General features: G+C 69.8%; 17 protein-coding genes. 11 read left to right on the plus strand and 6 right to left on the minus strand.

The window, feature by feature from the left end:
- Positions 1 to 23: 23 nt before the first annotated feature.
- The 4 genes from AC3A57_RS04995 to AC3A57_RS05010 form a co-directional block, all read right to left on the minus strand.
- Entirely contained in the window at positions 24 to 2,924 is a 2,901-nt protein-coding gene (locus AC3A57_RS04995; RefSeq protein WP_487577886.1) for a TonB-dependent receptor plug domain-containing protein, read from the minus strand.
- A 159-nt stretch (positions 2,925 to 3,083) separates the two neighbouring features.
- The gene (locus tag AC3A57_RS05000) at positions 3,084 to 5,462 is read right to left on the minus strand and encodes a family 20 glycosylhydrolase (RefSeq protein WP_487577887.1); all 2,379 of its coding nucleotides are present in this window, start codon (positions 5,460 to 5,462) and stop codon (positions 3,084 to 3,086) included.
- A 249-nt stretch (positions 5,463 to 5,711) separates the two neighbouring features.
- Positions 5,712 to 8,213 carry a GH92 family glycosyl hydrolase gene (locus AC3A57_RS05005; RefSeq protein WP_487577888.1) on the minus strand — a complete coding sequence of 834 codons (2,502 nt, stop codon included), beginning with the start codon at positions 8,211 to 8,213 and terminating at the stop codon, positions 5,712 to 5,714.
- A 98-nt stretch (positions 8,214 to 8,311) separates the two neighbouring features.
- Complete coding sequence (locus AC3A57_RS05010; RefSeq protein WP_487577889.1) at positions 8,312 to 11,188, minus strand: TonB-dependent receptor plug domain-containing protein; 2,877 nt, start codon at positions 11,186 to 11,188, stop codon at positions 8,312 to 8,314.
- A gap of 411 nt (positions 11,189 to 11,599) precedes the next feature.
- On the opposite strand from AC3A57_RS05010, the gene AC3A57_RS05015 reads away from it, so the two are divergent.
- The gene (locus AC3A57_RS05015) at positions 11,600 to 12,067 is read left to right on the plus strand and encodes a hypothetical protein (protein WP_487577890.1); all 468 of its coding nucleotides are present in this window, start codon (positions 11,600 to 11,602) and stop codon (positions 12,065 to 12,067) included.
- Positions 12,068 to 12,138: 71 nt separating this feature from the next.
- On the opposite strand, the gene AC3A57_RS05020 is transcribed toward AC3A57_RS05015, so the two are convergent.
- Together AC3A57_RS05020 and AC3A57_RS05025 are read right to left on the minus strand one after the other, a co-directional pair.
- Positions 12,139 to 12,885 carry a copper homeostasis protein CutC gene (locus tag AC3A57_RS05020; RefSeq protein WP_487577891.1) on the minus strand — a complete coding sequence of 249 codons (747 nt, stop codon included), beginning with the start codon at positions 12,883 to 12,885 and terminating at the stop codon, positions 12,139 to 12,141.
- A 7-nt stretch (positions 12,886 to 12,892) separates the two neighbouring features.
- Complete coding sequence (locus AC3A57_RS05025) at positions 12,893 to 13,918, minus strand: glycosylasparaginase (RefSeq protein WP_487577892.1); 1,026 nt, start codon at positions 13,916 to 13,918, stop codon at positions 12,893 to 12,895.
- 492 nt (positions 13,919 to 14,410) lie between these two features.
- Between AC3A57_RS05025 and AC3A57_RS05030 the strand changes: the two genes are divergently transcribed.
- The 10 genes from AC3A57_RS05030 (at position 14,411) to AC3A57_RS05075 (ending at position 25,862) form a co-directional block, all read left to right on the plus strand.
- Complete coding sequence (locus AC3A57_RS05030; RefSeq protein ID WP_487577893.1) at positions 14,411 to 15,397, plus strand: sigma 54-interacting transcriptional regulator; 987 nt, start codon at positions 14,411 to 14,413, stop codon at positions 15,395 to 15,397.
- Between the two features lie 366 nt (positions 15,398 to 15,763).
- Positions 15,764 to 16,030: a hypothetical protein gene (locus AC3A57_RS05035; RefSeq protein ID WP_487577894.1), complete on the plus strand. Its 267-nt coding sequence runs from the start codon at positions 15,764 to 15,766 to the stop codon at positions 16,028 to 16,030.
- Positions 16,031 to 16,057: 27 nt separating this feature from the next.
- Entirely contained in the window at positions 16,058 to 17,956 is a 1,899-nt protein-coding gene (locus tag AC3A57_RS05040; protein ID WP_487577895.1) for a phage tail sheath family protein, read from the plus strand.
- Between the two features lie 30 nt (positions 17,957 to 17,986).
- Positions 17,987 to 18,511 carry a phage tail protein gene (locus AC3A57_RS05045; protein WP_487577896.1) on the plus strand — a complete coding sequence of 175 codons (525 nt, stop codon included), beginning with the start codon at positions 17,987 to 17,989 and terminating at the stop codon, positions 18,509 to 18,511.
- A complete protein-coding gene (locus AC3A57_RS05050; RefSeq protein WP_487577897.1) occupies positions 18,508 to 19,293 on the plus strand; it encodes a hypothetical protein in 786 nt (261 codons plus the stop codon). The genes AC3A57_RS05045 and AC3A57_RS05050 overlap by 4 nt, the downstream gene beginning before the upstream one ends.
- Positions 19,290 to 20,102, plus strand: coding sequence for a hypothetical protein (locus AC3A57_RS05055; protein WP_487577898.1), 813 nt, complete (start codon positions 19,290 to 19,292; stop codon positions 20,100 to 20,102). Before AC3A57_RS05050 ends, AC3A57_RS05055 begins: the two co-directional genes overlap by 4 nt.
- Positions 20,099 to 21,382, plus strand: coding sequence for a Pvc16 family protein (locus tag AC3A57_RS05060; protein ID WP_487577899.1), 1,284 nt, complete (start codon positions 20,099 to 20,101; stop codon positions 21,380 to 21,382). Before AC3A57_RS05055 ends, AC3A57_RS05060 begins: the two co-directional genes overlap by 4 nt.
- A 9-nt stretch (positions 21,383 to 21,391) precedes the next feature.
- On the plus strand, positions 21,392 to 23,425 hold the full coding sequence (locus AC3A57_RS05065; protein ID WP_487577900.1) for an ATP-binding protein: 2,034 nt from the start codon (positions 21,392 to 21,394) through the stop codon (positions 23,423 to 23,425).
- Positions 23,422 to 23,820, plus strand: coding sequence for a hypothetical protein (locus tag AC3A57_RS05070; RefSeq protein WP_487577901.1), 399 nt, complete (start codon positions 23,422 to 23,424; stop codon positions 23,818 to 23,820). The genes AC3A57_RS05065 and AC3A57_RS05070 overlap by 4 nt, the downstream gene beginning before the upstream one ends.
- Positions 23,817 to 25,862, plus strand: coding sequence for an eCIS core domain-containing protein (locus AC3A57_RS05075; RefSeq protein WP_487577902.1), 2,046 nt, complete (start codon positions 23,817 to 23,819; stop codon positions 25,860 to 25,862). The genes AC3A57_RS05070 and AC3A57_RS05075 overlap by 4 nt, the downstream gene beginning before the upstream one ends.

Consider the following 25,862-nt stretch of genomic DNA (forward strand, 5'->3'; position numbering starts at 1 on the left):
CCGATTCTTGAACCGCATCGCGATCAGTCGAACTTGTAAACGAATTCGGCCGAGATTTCACGGCCCACGCGCGGGAACACGCGCTCGTTGGCGTAGGCGAAGAACATCTTGTACGGATCCTTGTAGTCGGCCTCGTCGAACAGGTTGTCGATGTACAGGTTGACCCGGGCCTGCTCGGTCAGCTGGTAGCCGGCGGTCAGGTTGAAGAACACCGGCGCCTTGAGCTTGCCGACCATCCGGCAGGAGGTGTCGGTCTGGCCGGGCAGGATCGGCGCGCAGCGGTTGTAGTTGTCGCCGTTGACGTGGCCGACCCGGTTGGCGAACAAGGTCGCGTTCCAGGGACCGCGGCTCCAGCTGGCGCTGGCGCGGGCGAAGGTGCGCACGTCGTTGTCGCGGTTCTCCTGCATCGGCGCGCCGGGATCGCGCTGCTCGTTGTTCTTGAGCTGGTTGGTGTAGTTGAGCTGGAAGCTGAAATCGCCCCAGCGGGTGGCCGGCAGCTTGTAGCGCGCGGACACGTCGACGCCGGCCACCTCGCGGTAGGCGATGTTGATCGGGCCGCTGCTGACCGACAGCACCTGGCCGAGCGGATAGTTCGGGTCGGCGACGCCGGCGGCGTTGGTGCCCGGCGCGCTGCGGGTCACCCGCGACTGGATGCTGGCGCAGGTCGACGAGCCCGGGTTGACCTGCATGCGGTCTTCCGGACGCCGCGGCTTGCCGTTGATGCACTGGCTTTCCAGTTCCAGGATGTCGGCGATGTTGAAATCGCGGACCTGGTTGTCGATGGTCATGCGCCAGTAGTCGGCGCTGAACGACAGATTGTCGGTCGCGTCCCAGACCAGGCCGGCGCTCCACGACTTGCCGGTCTCGCTGTCGAGCTGGAGGTTGCCGGTGCGGCTGATGTTGTGGCGGTAGTACAGCGCCTGCGAGCCGCAGTTCGGGCCCAGGCCGCGGGCGATGCAGGTGGCGACGTCGGCGTCCTCCTGGGTGCCGGTGCCGCTGGTCGCGAACAGGTAGTGCATGTCCGGCGCGCGGAAGGTGGTGTTGTAGGCGCCGCGCACCAGCAGGCTGTCGATCGGCCGCCATTCCAGGCCGGCGTTCCAGGTGAAGTTGCTTTCCTTGCGGCTGTCGTCGTCGTAGCGGTCGAAGCGGCCGGCGGTGGTCAGGTCCAGGGTCGAGAACAGCGGCAGCTTGAATTCCACCCCGGCCGCGTAGCGCTTGCGGTCGCCGCCGCCGAGGTTGGTGCCGCCGGGCTGGTCGTACTGCTTGTTCGGGCCGTAGGTCAGCGGGTCGGGATTGAGCCGATAACCCTGCGAACCGGCTTCGAGCACCGCGGCGAAACCGACCGGGCCGGCCGGCAGGTCGAACAGCTCGCCGCTGAGCGAGAACTGGGCCTGGTTCATCCACGACTTGGCGCGGCTGTGGCCGTGGGTGGTCAGCTTCTGGAAGGTGGCGATGTCCATCGGGTTCCAGAACCGGTTCATGTCCAACCGGTAGGCCGTCAAGCCGCCGTTGGTTCCCAGTTGCGGGCCGAGGAAGTATTCGTCCACCGCGCTCTGCACCACCGCGGGGAAACTGAAGTCGACTTCGTACTCGGTGCGGCCGACGGTGACGTCCCAGTTGAAGCGTTCGCCGAAGCGGCCGCGCACGCCGCCGGCCAGGTCCCAGGAACGCTCGTTGGTGTAGAACAGGAACGGGTCGCGGCCGCCGGCCTCCGGCACGGTGAAGGCGCGGCGCGCCTGGTAGCTGCGGCCGGTGTTCTGGTCGTAGAACGCGCCGCCGCGGTTGAGTTCGAAGCGCAGCGCCTCGTCCTGGCGCGACTCGCCTTCGCTGTCCCAGACCGAACCGCTGGCCCACAGCTGCATGCCGTTGTCGAGGTCGTAGCTGAAGTTGCCGAACGCCGACAGGTTGTTGGAACCGTTGCGCAGGCTCCACAGCGCGTTGCCGCGCGCCTGGGTGCAGCTGTAGCCGGGGAACTCGGGCGGGTTGCCCTCGTTGCCGAGGAAGTTGTGCAGCGGCAGGTCTTCGAAGCGGTCGCAGGCCCCGGCCGGCGGGGTCACCCGGCGCTTGGCCGCGCTGTCGATCAACTCCACGCCCCAGACCCAGGGCCAGGGATCGTTGACCAGCGGCTTGACCGTGGCCGCCGGCTCCAGGTCGGAGGCGAGGAAGCCGCGCTGGCCGGCGAAGATGGTCTCGCGCCCGCTCCACTGCGCGCCGTAGGTCGCGCTCCACTTCTCGCCGGTGCGGCCGCCGGTCCAGGACAGGTCGAACGAGTCGCCGCCGCCGCGGCTGGTGGTGCCGCCCTTGATCCGGACCTCATCGCCATTGAAGTTCTTCTTCATGATGATGTTGATCACGCCGGCCATCGCGTCGGAGCCGTAGATCGCCGAGCCGCCGCTGGCCAGCACTTCGATCCGCTCGACCGCGGACATCGGGATGTTGTTGAAGTTGGCGAAGTTGCCGCGGCCCTCGTAGGGCAGCGGATAGTCGGCGACGCGGCGGCCGTCGATCAGCAGCAGGGTGCGGCCGGGGCCGAGGTTGCGCAGGTTGAGCGGGCTGGCGTTGGGGGTCGGGCCCTTGTTGACGTCGGCCTGGACCGAACCGGTGACTTCGGTCAGGGTGCTCAGCGCCTCGTACACGGTGGCGAAGCCTTCGCGCTTGATCTGGTCGGAACTGATCACGGTCACCGGCGCCGGGCCTTCGATCTCGGCGCGCTTGATGCGCGAACCGGTCACGGTGATCTTGTCGATCGACTTGACCTCCTCGCCCGCGGCGGCCGCCTCCTGCGCGGCGGCGAGGCCGGGCAGGTACAGCGCGGCGAGCATCGCCGCGGTCAAGGCATGGCGGCGCGCGCGGCGCGGTCGGGCGCCCACGGCGCGCTGTGCAAAAGCCGGCTGCTCGAAATTGGACTGCTTGCTCTGGTTCACCTGCGTACCCCTCCCAAATCGCGGCCGGGCTCCGGCCAAGGTTGCGTTCGTGTGGTCTGTTGCGGTGTGCAGTTGCGGTTCGTGGCGTGTCGGTCCCGGTTCTGTCGCCGGCGGGTTATTTTGGATCGATCTAAACTTTTATCGAAAAAAAAACCGGAATCAGTGCCGCGCGGCTTGCGGATCGAGATCGCGCAGCGCAGCGCCCGGCGCGGCCCACTGCAGGCGCAGGCTGCGCCCGCCGTCGCGCTGGTACCAATCCAGGCGCAGGCGATGCCAGCCGCGCTTCAGCGGCACTTCGCCGATCAGGGTCTGGTCGTAGCTGTCGTTGCGGATCACCGGTTCTCCATCCACGTACAAGACCGAGCGGTCGTCGCCCTGCAGGGCGAAGCGGTACACCCCGTCCGCCGGCGCTTCGACATAGCCATCGAAGCTCAGGCCGTAGCGGCGTTGCAGACCGTAGCCGTCGACGTCCAGCGAGTTCGCCGCGCCCTGCTTCGCCGGCGCGCCGGCGCGGGCGAATTCGTCCAGCGAGGCGTAGCTGCCCTGGTACAGCCGATACGCCAGCCCCGCGCGCGCGGCCGGCGGCAGCGGCGACGCCGGCAGATACCCCCGATAACGCAATGTCGCCTCATGCACCCCACTGCGGCGGCCGTCGGCGAGCTCGGTGACGGTGCGCAGGGTGCGGCTGCGACCGAGCGCGACCGCGACCTCGAGCGGCCCGTCGATCAGCGCCGATCGCGCGCCCGGCTCGCTGCCGTCGAGGGTGTAGCGGATCTTCGCCCCCGGCACCGCCGGAGTCAGTTCGAAACGGTGCCGGTACTCCTCGCCCTCGCCCGCCGCCTGCACCCGCATCACATCGGCCAGGCCCTGCGGCGCCGGAATCCGATAGCCGACGCCCTGCCGGTCCAGATGCGGAAACTGGCCGCGCAGCCGGCGTTCGAAATCGGCGTAGTCGCGGCCGGCCTGCGGGGTCCAGCCGACTTCGGCCAGGGCCAGCAGGCGCGGGAACACCATGTACTCGACCATCGCCTCGGTCTTGAGGTGTTCGGTCCAGACATTGCCCTGCACGCCCAGCACGTGCCGGGCCTGCGCCGCGTTCAACGCCGCCGGCACCGGGTCGTAGCCGTAGACCTTGGCCAGGGTCAGCTCGCCGCCGAGGTTCCATTGCTCGTACTTCGCCGGCCCCTGGCCGTAGTCGAAATAACAGCACTGGGTCGGGCTCATGATCACGTCGTGGCCCTGCTGCGCGGCCGCGATGCCGCCGGCCTCGCCGCGCCAGGACATCACCGTCGCGTCCGGCGCCAGGCCGCCTTCGAGGATCTCGTCCCAGCCGATGATGCGCTTGCCGCGGGTGTGCAGGAACTTCTCCATCCGGCGGATGAAATAGCTCTGCAGCTCGTGTTCGTCCTTAAGGCCTTCGCGGCGCATCACCGCCTGCGCAACTTCGCTGGCCTGCCAGCGGGTCTTCGGCGCCTCGTCGCCGCCGATGTGCAGGTACGGCGCCGGAAACAGCGCGACCACTTCGTCGAGCACGTTCTCCAGGAACTTGAAGGTTTCTTCCTTGGGACAGTAGATGTCGTCGTACACGCCCCAGTTGGTGCCGACCTCGAACGGGCCCGGCGTGCAGGCCAGTTCCGGATACGCCGCCAAAGCCGCCAGCGAATGCCCGGGCATTTCGATTTCCGGGATCACCACGATATGGCGTTCGCGCGCGTAGGCCACGACCTCGCGCACCTGGTCCTGGGTGTAGAAACCGCCGTAGGGCTTGCCGTCGCCGACGTAGGGGTCGATGTTGCGGCCGAGCACGGTTTCCTTGCGCTGGGCGCCGACTGCGGTCAGCTTGGGATAGCGTTTGATCTCGATCCGCCAGCCCTGGTCTTCGGTCAGGTGCCAGTGGAAGGTATTGAGCTTGTACTGCGCCATCAGGTCGAGGTAGCGCTTGAGGAAGGCGACCGGGTACAGATGCCGGCCGACGTCCAGGTGCATGCCGCGATAGACGAAGCGCGGCGCATCCTCGATGCTCAGCGAGCGCAGGCGCAACGGCGCGCTGGCGCGCGCGGCCGGCAACAGCTGGCGCAGGGTCTGGTAGCCGTAGAACAGGCCCGCCGGCGGACCGGCCAGACGGATGCCTCGCTCGCTGACGTCGAGTCGATAGCGTTCGTCGGCGCGCGCATCGCCGCCGCCGGCCGCGGGCTCGGCGACCAACTGCACATAGGCCGACGCTTCGACCTCGCCTTTGCGCCGCTTGGGCGCGCCGTCGCGCAGGGTCAGGGTCAGGCCTTGGCGCAATGCGAGTTCGTCGCGCAACAAACGCGCGACGGCGCGGGCTTCGGCGTTGTTGGCGTAGATCGTGGTATCCGCATCGAGCGCGAACTCGCCCTCGCCCGCTCGCACCTGCGCCGGACGCGGCACCAGCTCCGGCGCCTGCGGCGCGGCGCTATCGGCGGCGCTTGCGACCGGAGCGGCGGCGGCGCCGATCAGGCCGAACAGCAGCCAGGACAGGCGGGCGCGGGGCAGTTTCGCCAGGATGCGCTTCATGGACGAGTCTCGGACGATGCAAATAGGTCGCAGTGAAGCCCAGGATTCGCGTTTGCGCGGCAATGACGGCATGTAAACCGGTCCCGACGTTTGAAGACGTTCCCGGCGTCATCCCAGCAAGAGCGGGCATCCGGGGACTGCAGCGCCTGCGCGAGATCGACTCGACCGCAACCGTCCGCCCTGCCCCGCTCGCTCGTCGAACAGCAAAGCGACATGGCGGCGGCCGCCCGAGACCTCATCGCAGGCGCCTCAGTTCGGTGCCGCGCAGGCCGAGGCCGGCAGCGCCGTGGCCTGGGTGCCCCAGGCCGGCGCCGGCTGGGTGCCCAGATCGAAACGCAGGGTGCCGCCGCCGCGCAACGCGCTCCAGTCCAGCCAGACCTTGTCCTGGGCCTGGCCATCGAGCTTGGCGCCTCGCACGTACTGCACGCTGCGGCCGTCGGCGCCCGGCGCTTCGATGCGCAAGGTCTTGCCCTTGCCCAGGTCGAGTTCGACCTGCTCGAAGCGCGGCGTGTGCAACAGCAGTTCGCCGGTGCCCGGCACCGCCGGGTACAGGCCGATCGCGCTGAACAGGTACCAGGCCGACATGGTGCCGAGGTCGTCGTTGCCGGTCACTCCGTTGGGCGCGTTGGTGAACAAAGCCTGGGCCGAACGCAGCACGGTCGCGGTCTTCCACGGCTGGCCGATCAGGGTGTACATCCACGGGCTGTGCAGGTCGGGCTCGTTGTTGGGGTTGTAGCGGTACTGGTTGTAGTAGCTGTACGGCCCGACCACCCATTGCTTGCGCGCCGCATTGAGCGGATCGGCCTGCAATTGGTCGTAAGCGAAGAACGCGTCCAGGCGCTTGCCGGTCTGCTCGGCGCCGCCCATGGCCTCGACCAGGCCGCTGACGTCCTGCTGCGCCAGCCACTGGTACTGCCAGGCGGTGCCTTCGTGGAAACCGTGGTGCGAGCGCGGGCTGTAGCCGCCGTCGGCTTCGACGTAGAACCGGCCGTCGTCCAGGCGCGGACGCGGGAAGCCGCGGAAGCCCAGCTCCGGGTCGGCCGCGTCGGCGTCCCAGACCTTGCGCCAGTTGCGGCCGCGTTCGCGCAGCACGGCCGCGTCGTCGCTCTTGCCCAGCGCCTGCGCCATCTGCGCCAGCGAGCAGTCGGCCAGGGCGTACTCCAGGGTCGCCGAGCCGCCGTGGTGCGGATCCACGTCCATGCTCTTGGCCGGGAACGCGCGGTCGTACTGGACGAAACCGCGGCTGAGATAGCTCGGATTGCCGGCCCGGCCCTGGCTGCGCACCAAGGCCGGCGGCGTGCGCCAGGCGTTCTGGCGCAGCGCCGCATAGGCCTGCTGCTCGCGGCCTTCGAGCGCGCCGAAGCGCCACAGGTCGACCAGGAACGGCGTCGCCGGGTCGCCGGTCATGACGTTGCTGTCGTAATTGGCGTAGCCCCAGCGCGGCAACCAGCCGTTCTGCTCGTGGATCTTCAACACCGACTGGGCGATGTCGCGCGCGCGTTGCGGGCGCAGCATCGCCAGCAGCTGGTTCTGCGAGCGATAGGTGTCCCAGAGCGAGAAATACTCGTAGTAGGTCCAGCCCTCGGCCTTGTGGACCTCGGTGTCGTAGCCACGGTAGCGGCCGTCGCTGTCGCTGCCGGTCAGCGGCTGCAGCAGCGAGTGGTACAGCGCGGTATAGAACACGGTGCGGTCGTCGCCGCTGCCGCCCTTGACCCGCACCGAATTCAGTTCCTGGCGCCAGGCGTCCTGGGCCTGCTTGCGCATCGCCTCGAAGCTCAGCGGCTTGCCGCCGCGGCTGGCTTCGTCGCGCAGGTTGCGGCGCGCGCCTTCGAGATCGACGTGCGAGATCGCGCTCAGCGCGGTCACCGACTTGCCCTTGGCGGTGTCGAAGGTGAACCAGGCGCCGTGCGGACGGGTGTCGCCCTGCATGCTGACCCGGCCGCCGGGATGGCCGCCGGTTTCGTCCCACACGCCATGGCTGGCGAAGGGCCGGTCGAACTCCATCCGGAACCAGGTGGTGTACTGCTGGCCGCCGCAGAAGCTCTTGGTGACGATCTTGCCTTCGATGGCGCGGTCGCCGACCACTTCGATATTGCTGCCGACCACCAGATGGCGTTCGTTGGCCTGGCCGGTGTTGACCAGGATCGTGCCCTGCGCGGCGCCGGCCGGGAAGGTGTAGCGCTCGGCCGCGGCGCGGGTCAGCGCGGTGGCTTCGGCCTCGATCGGGCCGGCCGCCTCGCCGGTCAGGCGCACCTTGTAGTAGCCGGCCTGGCCGACTTCGCCGTCGTGGGTATAGGCCGAGGCATAGGCCTTGTGATCGAAAGCCTTGGGGTTCTTGGTGTCGAAACGCTGGCCGGGGCCGATCTGGCCGGTGGTCGGCAGCACCGACAGCTGGCCGCCCTGCTCCCAGCAACCGGCGCCGGACAGGAAGGAATGGCCGAAGCCGCGGATCTTGGGATCGTCGTAGCGCCAGCCGCTGTAGTGGTCGCCGATCGGGCTGACCTGGATCAGGCCGAACGGCGCCGAGGCGCCGGGGAAGGTGTTGCCGTCGTCCTTGCTGCCGATGAAGGTGTTGACCTCGGCCGCCGGATCGCTCGCCGGCGCGGCCGCGCCGGCCAGGGCGCTGGCCAGGGCCAGCGACAGGGCGGTCGCGCCGGTCAGCCAGGCCTTGCCGTTTCCGCCCCTGCGCCGCGTCGCCGCGCCGTCGCCGAAAACCGAAGCCTGCCCTTGCCTCACCGGAGTACGAGTCATCGTGGTTGCGCCCTGCCGTCGCTTGGAAACATCGGTTGGAAAATAGGAGGAATCCGCCGCGACGGCCCCGCAGGGCCGCCGCGGCGGGGATTACCGCATCAGTTGAAGTCCAGCACGTACTCGATCGCGAACTCGCGGCCGACCGGGCTGAAGATGCGGTCGGCGATGAAGGCGAAGTCCTTCTTGTACGGGTCCTTGTCTTCGTTGACCCGGTCGAACAGATTGCTGACGTAGACGTTGACCCGCGCCTTTTCGGTCAGCTGGTAACCCGCGCTGACGTTCCAGGTGATCGCCGGTCCGACCCGGCCGTAGTACTTCTTGGTGCTCTGGCCGTAGGTCGGGCTGGCGGCGTCGTTGTCCAGGCAGTTGTCCGAGCTGGGCACGTAGCCGTCGGCGAACGGCAGGCAGCCGTTGAAGCGCACGCTCGGCACGCTGCCGACGCGGTCGGCGTAGACGGTCGCGTTCCACTTGTCGCGCTGCCAGTTGACGCTGCCGCGGAACTTGCTGCGCGGTTCGTCGTTGCGCTTGTCCTGCATCTCCTCGCTGGCGTCGGTGCGGGTCTCGAGCTTGAGCAGGTTGGTGTAGTTCAGGCCGAAGGTGAAATCGCCCCAGCGCTGGGTCGGCAGGCGGTACTTCAACGAGGCGTCGACGCCTTCGACGTTGCGCGCGGCGCGGTTGATCGGGCCGGTGCGGATCTCGGTCACCTGGCCGAGCAGCGGGCCGGCGCCGTCCGGATCGGCGGCGCGGGTCACCCGGCCGATCTGCAGCTTGCAGCGGTCGCCGCTGGGCGGGCTGACGCGCGGCTCGCCGCTCGGGGTCTTGCCGGTCAGGCAGTAGGCCTCGTCGAGCAGCACGTCGTTGGCGCCGACGTCGTCGATTTCGTCCTCCAGCTCGATCCGCCAGTAGTCGGTCGACACCGACAGGCCCTCGGCGATGTCCCAGACGAAGCCGGCGGTCCACGAGTTGCCGGTTTCGTACTTCAGGTCGGGCGTGCCCTGGCGCGAGATTTCGGCGTCTTCGACCTTGAAGCCGGCGTCCCAGGTGCAGTTGCCCTGCTGGCCCGCGCGCAGGCAGTTCAGATAGTCGGTCTGGTCGGACACCGAAGTGCTTGGGGTCGCGTAGACGAAGTGCATGTCCGGGGCGCGGAAGCTGGTGGCGTAGGTGCCGCGCACCAGCAGGTTGCTGAACGGACGCCATTCCAGGCCGGCGTTGTAGGTCGTGGCGGCATCGCCGGAGACCGCGTCGTATTTGTCGTAGCGCGCGGCCAGCGAAGCGGTCAGCGACTCCAGCAGCGGGATCTTGAACTCGACGCCGGCCGCGTAGTGGTTGCGCGAGCCCGAGCCCAGGTCGATGTTGGCGGTCTGGTCGTACTTCGGATTGGCGCCCAGCGTGTTCGGGTCCGGCGCCAGGCGATAGCCCTGCTTGGCCGCTTCCAACTGCGCGGCGAAGCCGATCGGGCCGGCCCAGCCTTCGAACAGGTCGCCGCTGACGATGAAGTTGGCCGAGGTCAGCCAGGACTCGGCGCGGTTCTTGCCGCGGGTCGAGATCGAGGCGTAGTCCTGCGGCGAGATCGGGTTCCAGAACCGGCCCTGGTCGAGGCGGTCGCGGTTCGGACCGAGGAAGTAGCGGTCGGCGTCGGCGTAGACGATCGCCGGGAACTTCTCGTCGACACGGTATTCGGCGCGGCCGATGCTGAAATCCCAGTCGAAACGATCGCCGAGCTGGCCGCGCAGGCCGGCCGACACGTCCCAGGACAATTCGTCGGAATGGGTGTAGCCGCCCTCGGCGCCGCCGATTTCCTGCGGGGTGAAACGCTTGAACAGATCGAGGTCGGCATTGAGGCCGACGTCGCGGTAGGTGCCGTTGGAGCTCCAACCGGGCATGAAAGTCATGTTCTCGCCGCGCGAGCTCCACACGCCGATGCTGGCCCAGCCCTGCAGGCCGTTTTCGAAGTCGTAATTGCCGTAGACGTAGCCCGACTTGTCGTCGCTGCCGTTGCGCAGGGTCCAGTGCTGGTAGGCCGCGTTCTGGCCGCACTGCCAGCCGGTGTTGCTGATGGTGTTGGCGTTGCGGTTGTAGGTGCGGCGGTTCTGCAGGAAGAATTCGCCGTTGTACTGATCGCAGGCGCCGGCCGGCGGCATCATGCGCTGGCCGGTGCCGGCGTTGAACATGCGGATGCCGACCGAGGGCAGGATGCCGACCTTGCGGTCCTGCGGGTTCAGCGACTGCGGCGGCGCGTCGAAGTCCGAATCCATGAACGGACGCTCGCCCGCCGGCAGCGCCTCGCGGTGGAACCACTGCAGCGAGTAGGTCACGTTCCAGTTGTCGCCGCTGCGGCCGCCGGCCCAGGACAGGTCCATCTGGTCGCGGCCGCCGCGGGTCGAGGTGCCGCCGCGCAGCTTGACCTGGTCGCCCTGGAATTCCTTCTTCAGGATCACGTTGATCACGCCCGCGACCGCGTCGGAGCCGTAGATCGCCGAAGCGCCGCTGGCCAGCACTTCGATCCGCTCGACGATCGCGGTCGGTATGTTGTTGTAGTTGGCGAAGTTGCTCTTGCCCTGGTACGGCAGCGGGTAGTCGACCACGCGGCGGCCGTTGATCAGCAGCAGGCTGCGGCCCGGGCCCATGTTGCGCAGGTTGAGCGGGCTGGCGTTGACGGTGTGCTGGCCCCAGGCGATGTCGGACTCGACCGTGCCCATCGCTTCGGTCAGCGTGGTCAGCGCGTCGTAGACGGTGGTGAAACCTTCCTTTTCGATCTGCGCGGCGGTGATGGTGAACACCGGCGCCGGGCCTTCGATCTCGGCGCGCTTGATGCGCGAGCCGGTCACGGTGACCTTGTCGATTTCGGTAGGCTTGCTCGTTTGCGCGCCGGCATCGGCGGCTTCGCCCGTCTGGGCTTGCGCGAGGACGGGCGCGAACAGGATCGACAGCAAAGCGCCGGTCAGCGCGCTGCGTCGCAAGGTGGAATGGCTCATACGCGGTGCTCCCCAAGAGAGAAAGTGGACTGCAAAGGCGACCGTCCCTGGCCCCGACTGCTTTTCTATCGATCTAAATTCCGGCCTCTACGGGTACAGGAATCCGGAGCGCACCCGAAGCGGCAGACCCAACCCCCAAATTGGATCGATCTAAATTAACCACAACCGACTCGGACCTTGCATGACGCGGCGCAGCAATACCGGTGTGCTAGGTCTCGGTCCGGAACGACGAGTTCCGACAAACCCTTGTTTTGCCGGACTTGGCCGCAAGCCGATATCTCCAGCCGCGTGTGCCGGCCGGCACACGGTCATCCAGCGGTAACCGTTTACTCGCGCGAATCCGCCCCCTGCGCTGTCCGTACCGGGCCGCATCGTCGACAATGAAATCCCGCCCTCGCCTCCGGTACGACGATGAGCGCACTGAGCCCTACTCCGACCGACCAGCTCGGCCGGCTGCTGGACGCGATCGCTGCGCGCAAGGACGATGGCAGCCGTTTCCACTGCCTGGATCTGCGTCCGCAGGCGCCCGACCGGCTGGGCGAGGTCTGCGCCCTGTTGCGGTTGAGCCCGCGCGACTGCGCGCTGGCCCCGGCGCAGCCGAAGGCGCCGGACGATCTGCGCCGCTGGCTGCTCAAGCCGATGCGCGGCGCGGCGACCCAGTCCTGGCTCAACGGCGCGCTGTTCGACGAGTTCGTCGCCCGGTTGGATACGCTGGCCGGCGCAGCGCCGCGCTGGCGGCGCCTGTCGCGCGATATCCACGCGCCGCTGCGCCCGGCCCTGGGCGCAGTCTGGGACGCCTTCGTCGCCGATGCCGGCGACGAAGGCGCCTGGTTGATCCTGTGCACCTGGGAGGGCGCGGCGGATCCGTTTTGCGCCTGAAGGCTAGGAGTGAGCGGAGAGGAGTGAGTAGCGAGAAACAGCGCTTCCACTCGCTTCTCGCTCCTCTTCGCTCACTCTTCGCTCTCCGCGCCCTCGCGCAGCGCCCGCACCAGCGCCCGCACCCGGGCTTCGTCGCTCTGCACCCAATCCGGCGACAGGCCGGGCAGATCGTCGTTGCGATAGCGCATCGCCGAGCGTCGCGTCGCCTTGGCCGAGGCGTGCACTTGTTCGACGCCGCAACGCTGCGCCGTGGCGACGATGTTGTCGGCGGTGAGGCCGGCACCGGCCATCAGCGCGATTCGCCCGGCCGCCTGCGCGACCAGCGCGGCGACGCGCTCGGCGCCGGCGACCGCATCGGCGGCGCCGCCCGAGGTCAGGATGCGTTCGCAACCCAGCGCGACCGCCGCTTCCAATGCGCGGCTCTGATCGGCCGCCGCATCGAAGGCGCGGTGGAAGGTGACGCCGAGCGGGCCGGCGGCGGCGATCAACTCGGCGCACACCGCGGTATCCACTTCGCCGTCGGCGTCGAGCGCGCCGATCACCACTCCGTCGCACCCCAGCCGTACGCAGGCTTCCACGTCGGCGCGCATCGCCGCGCGCTCATCGGCGGAGTAGAGAAAATCGCCACCGCGCGGGCGGATCAGCACGTACAGCGGAATCCGCAGGCGATCGCGCGCGATCGCGATCGCGCCGTAGGACGGCGTGGTGCCGCCTTCGCCGAGGTTCTCGCACAGTTCGACCCGATCCGCGCCGCCGGCCTGCGCGGCCAACGCGGAGGCCAGCGAATTGGCCGAAATTTCCAGCAGCCTGGCGCCCATGCCGGCCTCAGGTCTGTTCGGTCGTGTAGACCGAGCGCGCGTCCAGCAGCGCGTCGCGCTTGCCCGCATCGCAGACCGCGTAGACGAAGCCGCGATGCAAGGCGTGCGCGCCGACCTCGCCGTGCTTGTTGATCGCCAGGAAGCAGACCTGCAGGGTCTTGCTGGCCTGCGGGCGCTTGCGCACCACCCGCTCGATCGCCTCGCGGCAGGCCTCGTCCGGGCTGCGCCCCTGGCGCATCAGTTCGACCACCAGGAAGCTGGCGGCGTTGCGCAGCATTTCCTCGCCGACGCCGGAGGCGGTGGCCGCGCCGACTTCGTTGTCCACATACAGGCCGGCGCCGACGATCGGGCTGTCGCCGACCCGGCCGCGCAGCTTCCAGGCCATGCCGCTGGTGGTGCAGGCGCCGGCCAGCTTGCCTTGGCGGTCGATGGCCAGGATCCCCAGGGTGTCGTGATTGCTCTTGTCGCCGGGCTTGGCGCTGTCCAGCCGTTCGGCGTTGATCGCCGGCTGGTACCTGGAGGTCTTGCGCCATTCGTTCCAGGCCGCGCGCGCCTTGTCGGTCAGCAGGGCTTGTTTCGGGAAGCCTTGCTCGAGCGCGAACTGCTGCGCGCCGGCGCCGACCAGCAGCACGTGCGGGGTACGCTCCATCACCCGCCGCGCCACGCTGACCGGGTGGGCGATGTCTTCCAGCGCCGCGACCGCGCCGCAGCGGCCGTCGCCGTCCATGATGCTGGCGTCCAGGGTCAGCACGCCGTCGCGATCGGGATTGCCGCAGCGCCCGACGGTGCTGTTGCACAGGTCGGCCTCGGCCCAGCGCGCGCCGGCCTCGACCGCATCGAGCGCGCCCCCCCCGGCCGCGAGCACCGGCCAGGCGGCCTGGTTGGCGCCGACACCGAAGTCCCAGGTCGAAACCACCCGCGCGCCGTCGCCCGGCGCGGCCTGGCTGCCGGAAGGCGTCGACGCAGCCGCCGGCAAGGCGGTCGCAGCGGCGGCAAGCAAGGACTGTTGCAGGAAACGGCGGCGTGAGGTCATGAGAGCGATCGGGCGAAAGCGCATAGCGCGGGCCGCCGCCACGCTAGCGGCCGCCGCACGCCCGCGCAAGCGCACGCGCTCCCGCGCCGCCGCCGTTCGCAGCGGCGGCGTGTGCCGGGCCTGCACTTCCTGCAAGCGCGAGTTCGACGATTTTCGACGCCGTTACGCATCGTCCCGTCGCTGCGGCGCGCCGCCGTTGCGGCTCGCGCCGGCAGCCGGCGCCTCATTGGCAACGACGTCGCCGACGGGCGCAACCGGCCAGCGCCGCGCCGTCCGCCGCAATGCGGCGGCCCGGCGGCCCAGCGGCCCGGCGGTATCGCAACATGCCCGGCTTGGCCGCCGCGCGTCATCGCCTGCGTTCGCTAGCAGGTGACCGCTCCCGGTCCGCTCCCCCGCTTCGGCGCCGCCTGCCATCGCCGTCGACCCTGCGACAAGGAAGATGTCCCCATGCCACGGACTTCCGCGACGAAGCCGGCAGGACCGGATACGCCGATGATCGGCGACTCCGAGCCGATCCAGGCGATCCGGCGCCTGCTGCGTCGCTACGCCGGCTGCAACGCGCCGATCCTGATCGAAGGCGAGACCGGCACCGGCAAGGAGCTGGCTGCGCGCGAGGTCCATTACGCCAGCGCGCGCCACCTCGGGCCGTTCGTGCCGATCAACTGCGGCGCCCTGCCCGATGCCTTGCTGGAATCGGAACTGTTCGGCCACCGCCGCGGCGCCTTCACCGATGCGCGCACCAGCGAGCCGGGCCTGGTCGAGTACGCGCGCGGCGGCACCCTGTTCCTGGACGAGATCGACTCGCTGTCGGCGCGCGCCCAGACCATCCTGCTGCGCCTGTTGCAGAACGGCGAATTCCGCGCGCTCGGCGAACGGCCCTTGCGTTCGGCCGACGTGCGCATCGTCGCCGCAACCAACGCCTCGCTGCCCGCGGCGGTCGAGGCCGGCCGGTTCCGCAGCGATCTGCTGTACCGCCTGGACGCCCTGCATGTAGCGCTGCCGCCATTGCGCGAGCGCGGCGAAGACTTGGTCCTGCTCGCCCGGCATCTGTTGCAGCGGACCCTGCGCGAGCACGACATGCCGGCGCGCGAATGGAGCGCGCCGGCCCTGCAGGCGCTGGCCCGGCATTCCTGGCCCGGCAACGTGCGCGAACTGGAGAACGTGATCCTGCGCGCCTGCCTGCGCTCGGACCGGCCGCAGATCGGCGCCGACGAACTCGGGCTGGCCGCGGCGGCGGCCGACGGCGACGCCTCGAGCGCGCCGGCCGCGCCCGGCATCGACGACGGCCGCGACCTCGGCTACGCCGGCGCCAAGCGCCGCGCGATCCTGGCCTTCGAACGCAGCTATCTGATCGGCCTCATGCAACAGGCCAACGGCAACATCAGCCACGCCGCGGAAATCTCCCGCACCGAGCGCCGTCACCTGGGCAAGCTGCTCAAGCGCCACGGCCTGCACGCCGACCGCGCCCGCACCGCCTGAGCGGTTCGCCCGTTCTCCCGCCCCAGCGCCCCGCTCGCGCCGCGCGCAAGCGCGCTGTCCGTCTTCGTATTTCCTAACCGCTATCTCCCGCTTCCCGCAGTCGTTCCTCCGCACTCGTTGCTGTCCGCTGTTTCCTCTCCACTAGCCTGCACCGCACCCACCCGCCGGGTGCGTCCGCACCCGCACGGCGTCACAGCGCGCGTCGCCGGCCGCTGCGACGCCCATCCGGCGCAGGCGCAATTCCCCATCGATTCACCCACTTGCGGCCGCACCCGGATGGCCCGCGCCGGCGCGACGACGTTGGCACGGCGATTGCTTTCTTTATCTGCGTCGGGGCCGACCCGGTCGAGGCAGGGAGCCGCACAGATGACCACGCCGAAGCGCTCGCTAGACGGCGATGCCGAGATCCAGGCCGCGGTGCTCGGCTACATCGGCGCCCACCCCAACGCCGCCGACACGCTCGACGGCATCGCCCGTTGGTGGCTGCCGCAGCAGCGCTACGTCACCGCGCAAGCGCGCATCCAGGCCGCACTGGAACGGTTGGTGGCCGACGGCAGCCTGCAACTGCGCCGCCTGCCCGACGGCACCGCCTTGTATTCGCTCGGCCGCGCACCGGCGCCGCCCGCCCCCTGATTCCACGAACCAGCAAGGAGAATGGTCATGCCAGCTGCGCTCACCTACCCGGGCGTCTACGTCGAGGAGATTCCCAGCGGCGTCCGCACCATCACCGGGGTCGCGACCTCGATCACCGCCTTCGTCGGCCGCGCCCTGCGCGGGCCGGTCGACCGGGCCGTGGTGATCAACGGCTTCGGCGACTTCGAGCGGCGTTTCGGCGGGCTGTGGCTGCAAAGCCAGCTCGGCTATGCGGTGCGCGATTTCTTCCTCAACGGCGGCAGCCAGGCGATCATCGTGCGCCTGTACGGCTCCAGCTTCGCCAGCCCGGAAGCCGAGGCCGCGGCCAACGCGGTCGCCGACGCCACCGACGGCAGCGACGCCGCCGATGCGGCGGCCAAGGCCAAGACCAAGGCCGACAGCTACGCCAACGAACCGGAGAAAAGCGCCGCCGCCGCGGTCGCCGCGGCGGCCAAGGCCGCCTCGCTGCTGCCGAACGCGACGCCGCTGTCGGTGCACAAGGCGGCCAAGGCCGCAGTGGTGCCGGCGCGCGCGCCGCTGACGATCGGGGAACTGCAACTGGAGGCCGCCTACGAAGGCGCCTGGGGCGGCAAGCTGCGCGGCCGGACCGAGGCCTCGGCCAATGCCGAGGTGGCCCAGGCCTTCGGCGTGCAGCCCTCGGACCTGTTCAACCTGACCGTGCGCGACGCCCGCCCCGGCGGCGCCAGCGAGACCTATCTCAATGTCACCGTGGTCGAGAGCCCGCGCCGCATCGACCGCGTGCTGCAGGCCGAATCGGCCCTGGTCCGGGTCCAGGGCGATCTGCCGCCGTCGGTCGGCGCCGGCACCGACGCGGTCACCGCCGCGGAAGACGAAGTCGCAACGGCCAAGGCGGCGCTCGACGCCAAGATCAAGGCCGGCGCTTCCGAGCAGGAGATCGCCGCCGCGCGCGACGTTTGGAACGCCAAGCGCGACGCCCTGGCGGCCAAGTACGCCGAAGCCGACAAGGCCGCTTCCGACGGCCGCCATCTGCGCGCGCTGGACTTCCTGCCCGACCAGGGCCTGGAGCAGAAGAAGGGCCTGTACGCGCTGGAGCAGGCGGACCTGTTCAACCTGCTGTGCATCCCGCCGTACAAGAGCGACGACGGCGCCCACTTCGACGCCGAGCCGATCGTGCTCTCGGCCGCGACCGCCTATTGCGAACGTCGTCGCGCCTTCCATCTGATCGATCCGCCCAGCGCCTGGACCAGCAAGGAAGCCGCGATCGCCGGCCTGGACGCGGTCGCCGACCCGAAGAGCCGCAACGCGGCGATCTTCTTCCCGCGCCTGCGCCAGCCCAACCTGCTGCGCGACAACAGCCTGGAGAGCTTCGCTCCCTGCGGCGCGGTCGCCGGCATCTTCGCCCGCACCGATGCCGCGCGCGGCGTGTGGAAGGCGCCGGCCGGACTGGATGCGTCGCTGGTCGGCGTCCCGCAGCTGTCGGTGCCGTTGACCGACGCCGAGAACGGCGAGCTCAACCCGCTCGGCATCAACTGCCTGCGCGCGATGCCGGTCAGCGGCCGGGTGGTGTGGGGCGCGCGCACCCTGCGCGGCGCCGACCAACTCGCCGACGAATACAAGTACACCCCGGTGCGGCGCACCGCCTTGTTCATCGAGGAAAGCCTGTTCCGCGGCCTGAAGTGGGTGGTGTTCGAGCCCAACGACGAACCGCTGTGGGCGCAGATCCGCCTCAACGTCGGCGCGTTCATGAACAACCTGTTCCGCCAGGGTGCGTTCCAGGGCAGCTCCGCGCGCGACGCCTACTTCGTCCGCTGCGACAAGGACACCACCACCCAGAACGACATCAATCTCGGTGTGGTCAACGTCGTGGTCGGCTTCGCGCCGCTGAAACCGGCCGAGTTCGTGGTCCTGCGCATCCAGCAGATCGCCGGCCAGATCGACGTCTGAGTCTTCTCATCCACGCCTCAGGAGCATCCCATGGCCCAGTTCACCGTCAATGCGCAGCGCTTCGACCCGTACAAGAACTTCAAGTTCCGGGTCAAGTGGGACAACAAATACGTCGCCGGCATCAGCAAGGTCAGCGCGCTCAAGCGCACCACCGAAGTGGTCGAGCATCGCGAGGGCGGCGATCCCAGCACCGGGCGCAAATCGCCGGGCCGGACCAAGTACGAGGCGATCACGCTCGAGCGCGGCGTGACCCACGACAAGGAGTTCGAGCAGTGGGCCAACAAGCTGTGGAACTACGGCTCCGGCCTCGGCTCGGAATCCTCGCTGAAGGACTTCCGCAAGGACCTGATCATCGAGGTATACAACGAAGCCGGACAGTTGGCGATCTCCTATCGGGTCTATCGTTGCTGGGTGTCGGAGTTCCAGGCGTTGCCGGATCTGGACGCCAACGCCAACGCGGTGGCGATCCAGCACATCAAGCTCGAGAACGAGGGCTGGGAGCGCGATCTCGACGTGGTCGAGCCGGCCGAACCCAGCTTCACCGAGCCGGCGTGAGCCTGTCGATGAACCCGGCGGCCGCAGACCAGAGCGCGATCCAGGGCACGCTGCTGCGGGCCTGGGAGGAACTGTACGGCGCCGCCGATCAGGAACGCGCCGCCGGACTGCTGCAAGCGGTCTGGCCGCGTACCGACGTCGACGGATGGCATCGGGAGAGCCTCGGCGAACGCGACGCCTGCCTGCTGCGTTTGCAATCGGCCCTGTTCGGTCCGGCGCTGCAGGTGCACGCCCGCTGCCCGCATTGCGGCGAACGAGCCGAAGCGACCCTGGACGCGCGCGCGTTCGCCGAATCCGCGCCGGTCGCGGCGCAGGAACGCACAGCGATGGAACTGGACGAGGGCGGCTACCGCGTGCGCTACCGCCTGCCCTGCGGCGAAGACCTGCAACTGCTGGCAGCGTCCCGCCCGGGTCCCGACGACGGAATCGATTCGGCGGTCGCCGCCTTGTTGTCGCGTTGCGTGCTCGACGCGCGCTGCGACGGCCGCGCGATCGGCGTCGCGGAACTGCCGGGCGCGTTGGTACAGCGGATCGGCGAACGCATGGCCGAGCAGGATCCGCTCGCCGACCTGCGCCTGGACTTGGCCTGCCCGGCCTGCGGCGATGCCTGGACCGCCGCCTTGGACATCGGCGCTTATCTGTGGAGCGAGTTGGACGATTGGGCGCAGGAGTTGCTCGGCGAAGTCGACACGCTGGCCCGCCACTACGGTTGGAGCGAACCGCAAGTGCTGGCGCTGAGCCCGGTCCGCCGGCGTTTCTACCTCGATCTGGTGCGCTCATGAGCTCGTATCTGCATCGCTTGGTGGAACGCGCGCGCGGACAATCGCTGCGCGTCGAACGTCGCCGCCCGGGCCTGTTCGAACCGGTCGGCTGGACCGATGCCCAGCCGGAGCCGGAGCCGCCCCCGCCGTCGCCCGCACCGCCGGCAGCCGCGCCGATGCAGCCACGGGCCGCGGGCGCGTTGCCGCGGTCGGACGCATCGCCGCCGCCGGCGCCGGCCCCCGCCGTGCCGGCGCGCCCGAACATCGCCGATCCGGCACCATCCGCGCCGCGTGTTGCATGGGCCGAACCCGATCCGTCGCCGGCCCGGACCGAGTCCTTCGCGACACCGCGTCCGCTGCCGGCCTCGGCGTCGATATCGCCCAAGCCGACGCCGGCGCCGCCGTCGGCGCGCCGCGCCGACGCGCGCGCACCGGTCCGCGATGCGTCCACGCCGCGGAACGTCGTCCCCGCTCTCCGGCCGGCACCGCCCGTACCGGACCGCGCGGAGCCGCTCAGTCCCGCCCGGCAAATCGTCGCAGCGGCGGCGCCAGGATCGTCGCCGCGTCCCGTCGCCACGATCCTGGCGACCGCGCCGCAACGCCTGCATCGGACGCCGGTCGCCGCCGTCGCCCAGCCCGCGCGGCGCAGCGCGGCCCAGGGTTCGACGGCGCCCGCGGCGCCTCCCCTCGCCCCGGTACAGGTCAGCATCGGCTGCGTGGAGATCCGCGCGGTCGCCGAGACGCGACCGACCGCTCCACGCGCGCCGGCGCGCGCGCCCGGGCCGAGCCTGGAGGCCTACTTGACCGAACGCCATGGAGACTCGCGATGAGCAACGCACTTGCGATCGCTGCGGTCACCGCCTCGCTCAAGGATCTGATCAGCGACAGCCTGAACGGCCTGGATCTGTCTTCGATCGGCAGCGTCGGCGTCAGCGCGCTGCCGCCGGATCGCATTGCGACCGGCGAAAACGAGCCCAACCAGCTCAACCTGTTCCTGTACCAGGTCAGCGCCAATATCGGTTGGCGCAATCATGGCCTGGCCTCGCGCGATGGCGCCGGCCAGCGCAGCGGCAACCCGCCGCTGGCGCTGGACCTGCACTATCTGCTGAGCGCTTACGGCGGGCAGGACCTCAGCGGCGACGCCCTGCTCGGGCTGGGCATGCAGGCCCTGCACGAAACTCCGGGATTGGACCGCGCCCGGCTGCGCGCGGTGCTGGGTCCGCCGACCCCGCCGTTCGGCGATTTTTCCGCCTTGAGCCTGGCCGACCAGATCGAATCGCTGAAGATCACCCCCCAGTTCCTCAGCACCGAAGAGCTGTCCAAGCTGTGGACCGCAGCGCAGGCGCGCTATCGCCCGTCCATGGGCTATCAGGTATCGGTGGTGCTGATCCAGTCCGAGGCCGCGGCGCGTTCGGCGCCTCCAGTGCTGCGCCGCGGCGCGGCAGACCGCGGTCCGGTCGCGGTGGCCGACACCGGCCCGCAATTGCGCGCGCTCGACAACCTCGCCTCCGAACTGTTGCGAGCGGCGCGACTGGGCGACGCCTTGCGCCTCAGCGGTGCCGGGCTGGACGCGCAAACCTGCGAGGCGGCGTTCGCCAACGCCCGCACCGGCGTGCTGCAGATCCTGCCGACCTTCGCCTCCGGCGACGCCGGCCGCGTGCGCGTGCAACTGCCCGACGACCAGGCCGCGCTCGCGGCATGGACGCCCGGGCTCTACACCGTGCGCGTGCGCTGCGCCCGCCCCGGCCTGCCGGTCATGAGCACCGCGCCGTTGCCGCTGATGCTCGCACCGAGGCTGAGCGTGACGCCGTTGGCGGCGCCGATCGACGCCGAGGTCGAGCTCACCCTGCGCTGCCGTCCGCGCCTGCACGCCCTGCAAGCCGCGTCGGTGCGGGTGCTGGTGGGCGGACACGAACTCCCGCCCGAAAGCGTCGACACGCCGGCCGACCCGACCCAACCGACCACGGTCGTGGCGACTTTGCCGGCCGCCCAGGCCAAAGCCGGCGACTATCCCGTCGTCCTGCGGGTGGACGGCATCGACAGCATTCCGGCCATACCCACCGACCAAGGCTTCGCATTCGACCCGCAACAGACGCTGGTACTGAGCTGAGCCGATCCCATGAACGATTCCGCTTTCGACTACGCAAGCTGGACCGAAGCCAACAACCGCTACCTGGCCGCGTCGTTGCGTTGGCTGCGCCTACGGCTGCAGGCGTTGGCCGAGATCCCGGAGCCGGCGCAGGCCAAGCCTGGCGCGGCTTCCGCGCTGGCCGGCCTGTGGCGCTCGCCGGCGCCGACCGCCTTGCCGACGCCGTTGTCGCAGCAAATCGCCGCCGCTGCGGACGAACGCGAACGGGCCGCGCGGATCGACCCGGCACCGGCCTTGCCGGCGCTGGCCGCGCGGATGGGCCTGAGCGATTTCGAAACCGACGTGTTGCTGCTGTGCGTGGCCTGCGAGCTCGACCCCTACCTGCTGCGCCCGCTCGCTGCCGCCCAATCCGATCCGGCCGCGGCCTACCCGAGCTTCGGCCTGGCCTTGCGCCTGTTCGACGATCCGCGCTGGGACGCGTTGTCGCCGCAGCGCCCATTGCGGTATCTGCGCCTGCTGGAAGCCCATCAGCCCGCATCGACGCCGCTCACCGCGGCCGTGCTCCGCGCCGACGAGCGCATCGTCAACGCGGTCAAGGGCTTGGACCTGCTCGACGAGCGCTTGTCGGAGTTGCTCGGGCCGCCGCTGTCGCCGCGCCCGGTTTCGGCCAGCCAGCGCGAGCGCGTGGCGCGCGTCCTGGCCGACCTCGGCGCCGATCCGGCCGCCGCGCCCGTTCCGGTCGTGCAACTGCTCGGCCGCGACCGCGGCAGCCGCCTGGCCATCGCCAGCCAGGTCTGCGCCGGTCTCGGCCGCCATCTGTACGTACTCCCCGTGCAAGCGCTGCCGGTGCAGCGTAGCGAGTTGGAAATCTTCGCCCGGTTGTGGCAACGCGAATGCCTGTTGCTGCCGGTGGCGCTGTACATCGAAGCCGACGAAGCGGAGGCCGGCGAACACGCCGTAGCGCTGGCCGCCTTGTTGCGCCGCCCGCTCGGGCTGGTGTTCGTCGGCGCGCGCGAGACCGGCTTCGACTTCGGCGGCCACCAACGCAAGGTGGAGGCGCCGCAGCCCACGGTCGAAGAACAGTTCCACGCCTGGCGAGCTGCCTTGCCGCCGGCGCTGGACGAAACCGAACGCGAATCGCAGGCGGGGCAATTGTGCAGCCAGTTCCGCTTCGACCTGGGCCGTATCGCCGACGCCGCCGACTCCTCGCGCCGGCTCGGTAGCGACGCCTGGGACGTCTGTCGCGACCTGGCCGCGGAACGGCTCGACGCCCTGGCGCAGAAGCTGGAACCCAAGGCGTGCTGGCAGGACCTGGTGCTGGCCGAAGAATCGCTGGAGTTGCTGCGCCGGATCGTCGCCCAGGTGCGCGAGCGCCATCGGGTCTATCAGCAATGGGGCTATGCCCGGCGCATGAACCGCGGACTGGGAATCAGCGCGCTGTTCAGCGGCGAAAGCGGAACCGGCAAGACCATGGCCGCCGAAGTCGTCGCCAACGAGTTGCGCCTGCATCTGTTCCGCATCGACCTGTCCTCGGTGGTCAGCAAGTACATAGGCGAGACCGAGAAGAATCTCCGCCGCCTGTTCGATGCCGCCGAACAGGGCGGCGCGATCCTGTTCTTCGACGAAGCCGATGCATTGTTCGGGAAACGCAGCGAGGTCAAGGACAGCCACGACCGCTACGCCAACATCGAGATCAACTACCTGCTGCAGCGGATGGAATCCTTCTCCGGACTGGCGATCCTGGCGACCAACATGAAGTCCTCGCTGGACGGGGCTTTCCTGCGCCGATTGCGTTTCGTGGTCAATTTCGCCTTTCCGGGGCCCGCCGAACGCAAGCGCATCTGGCAGAACGCGTTGCCCCAGGACGTGCCCAGCGAAGGCATGGACGCGGATCGGCTCGCCCGCTTCAACCTGTCCGGGGGCAACATCCACGCCGTCGCGCTCAACGCGGCGTTCGCAGCCGCCTCCGACCGCGCCGCCGTCGACATGCAGCGGGTGCTGGCGGCGGTGCGCACCGAGCTGCGCAAGCTCGGAAAACCGGTCAACGAGAGCGAGTTCCGATGAGCGCCGCGCTGCCGCTGCCGCTGCGCATCGCATCGCCGCGCTCGGTGGCCGGCCCGCGCGCGCGCCCGTTGCCGGCGCGCGGCGCGGCACAGGCCGTGCAGCCCGGTACCGTGCCGGGTCCGGCGCCGCTGCTGGTCTCGATCCGGCGCGTGCGCCTGGTCGGCCTGGACCTGGCCCCAAGCCAGCGCGCGCAGCTGAGCCGATCCCTGCAGGACGAACTGGTCCGCCTGCTGCGCCTGCGCCGCGACGCGCTGGATCCGCGCGAAGCCCCCTGGTTGCGCGGCCCCGACCTGGGCGCAGCGTCCGGCGCGAGAACGCGCTGCGCCGACCTGGCGGCCGGGGTCGCGGACAGCCTGTCGCGCAGCCTGGCCGGCGAACGCGGAGAACGCCGATGAAAGTGCGCGCGGCCGCGGCGGCGACGCAGACGGCGCATCGCGCACCGCGCCAGCGCATCGCGCCGGTTGCGATCCCGATGCCGGCCTCGCTCGCGGGCGCCATGGCGTCGAGCGCCGGTCTGGAGCACGAAGCGCACGCCGCCGCCGAGCGGGCCACGGGCCTGGCGACACGGTCTTCGATCGCAACGCCGTGGAACCGCCTGACCGCCGGACTGGTGCCGCGCATCGCCGCTCGCGGCGTCGCCTCACCCGGACGCGGCCTGGAACCGGCCCTGCGCCAGGCCATGCAAACCGAACTGAACGCAGACTTCAGTTCGGTTCGGGTGCACACCGATCCGATCGCCGAGCGCGCCGCTCATGCTCTGTCCGCGCGCGCCTTCGCCTTCGGCCCGCACCTGGCGTTCGGTGCGGGCCAGTATGCTCCGCATCGTCCGGAAGGACGCCGCCTGATCGCCCACGAATTGGCCCATTGCCGCCAACGCCAAGGCGCATCCGAGCAGTTGGTGCTGCGCGACTCGGTCGACGACGTACGCGAGAAACTGTCCTATCGGTTCAACGACTGGGCGATCCGCGACGGCGAAGCGATCGACTCGCTGAATCTGCTCGCGGCGCTGGGCGACGAGGAGCTCAAGGCCGGTCTGAATCGCCTCGGCGCCAAGTACATCGACCGTCTGCTCGACAACCTGCCCGACTCGGCCAAGACCGGACCGGGCTACCAGCGCGTGCTCGCGGCGATCGGCCAGGCGCGCGCGCTCGGCTACGCCACCGACCTGCTCGAGTACGGCGTCTTCGACTGGGCGATCACCGACGCCGACGCCGGTCGGGTGCTCAACGTCTTCGCCAATCTTCCCGAAGCCGAGCGCGAAGCCTTTCTGCTAGGCCTGGAACGAGCCGGACGACTGGGGCGCCTGTTCGACAACGCCACCGCCGAACACTACGCCCAGCACATCCTGCCTTGGGTCCGCGGCCTGACCCGCGGCGGACTGAGCGGCGACCAACGCGACATCCTGCGCCGCCTGGTCGAGAACGCGCCGGACGATCCGATCGAGATTCTCCAGACCGCCACCGAAATCCGCTACGACGTCGCGGTCGGCCCATCGACCATCCCGGACCGCGCTCCCGCGCCGTGGAACGCGGAGAAACTGCGCGCCACCTATCTGGCCCTGAACGAGCTTCCCGACGCGCATGTCGCCCACAACCGCGAACTGACCCGCTTCGGCCAGTTCAGCATCGGTCAGAGCAGCGGCACCGGCGCCAACAGCAACAGTCTCGTCATCGTCTCCGGCACCTACGACAGCAGCGTCAGGGAACTGGGCGTCAACGCTCAGGACTTCGTCTTGCCGGCGCAGCGCGGACCGGACGGGCAGATGCGTCCGCCGGTCAAGGTCGAAAGCGACCTCACCGGCACCCTCATCCACGAGACCGCGCACGCCGTCGACGCCGAAATGGGCTGGAGCACGGGGCCCGAACCGGCCAAACCGGCGCGCGGCGGCTGGAAAAGCTATCCCGACCACACCACCTGCGCGACCGAAATGATCGCCGATGCGGGCGACGCCATCGCCAACCAGTTGGATGGGCCGCAACGCACCGCGGTGATCGCCAACATGACCGCATCGATGGGACGCGGCCACGTCTCCAGTCTGGAAGGCGAGATCCGCGCCAACGCCTGGTTCCCCGGCCTGGACGAAAGCAAGCGCAAGGCGGTGCTCGCCGACCCCGCGTTGGACGCGTTGCGCATCGGCATCGCCAGCGGCGCCGACGCGCCCTGGTTCGCGGCCAAGGACGGCGGCAGGCACCTCGGGCCGCACGTCTATCAACAGAGCTACGCGCCCGATTGGGTGCGCTACCGCCACGAGGCGCGCAGCCGCATGGTCAGCGACAGCGGCTACCAGTTCCGCGACCCTGCCGAATGGTTCGCCGAATGCTACGCCGCCTACTACCGGCCCGATCCGCGCGGCAGGGGCGCCAAGCTCGCGGCCAAGGATCCGGACACCAAGCTGTACTTCGACCAGCACGTCCATACCCGACCCAACAGCCGCTGA

The sequence above is a fragment of the Lysobacter sp. Soil_C_15 genome (assembly GCF_057657315.1).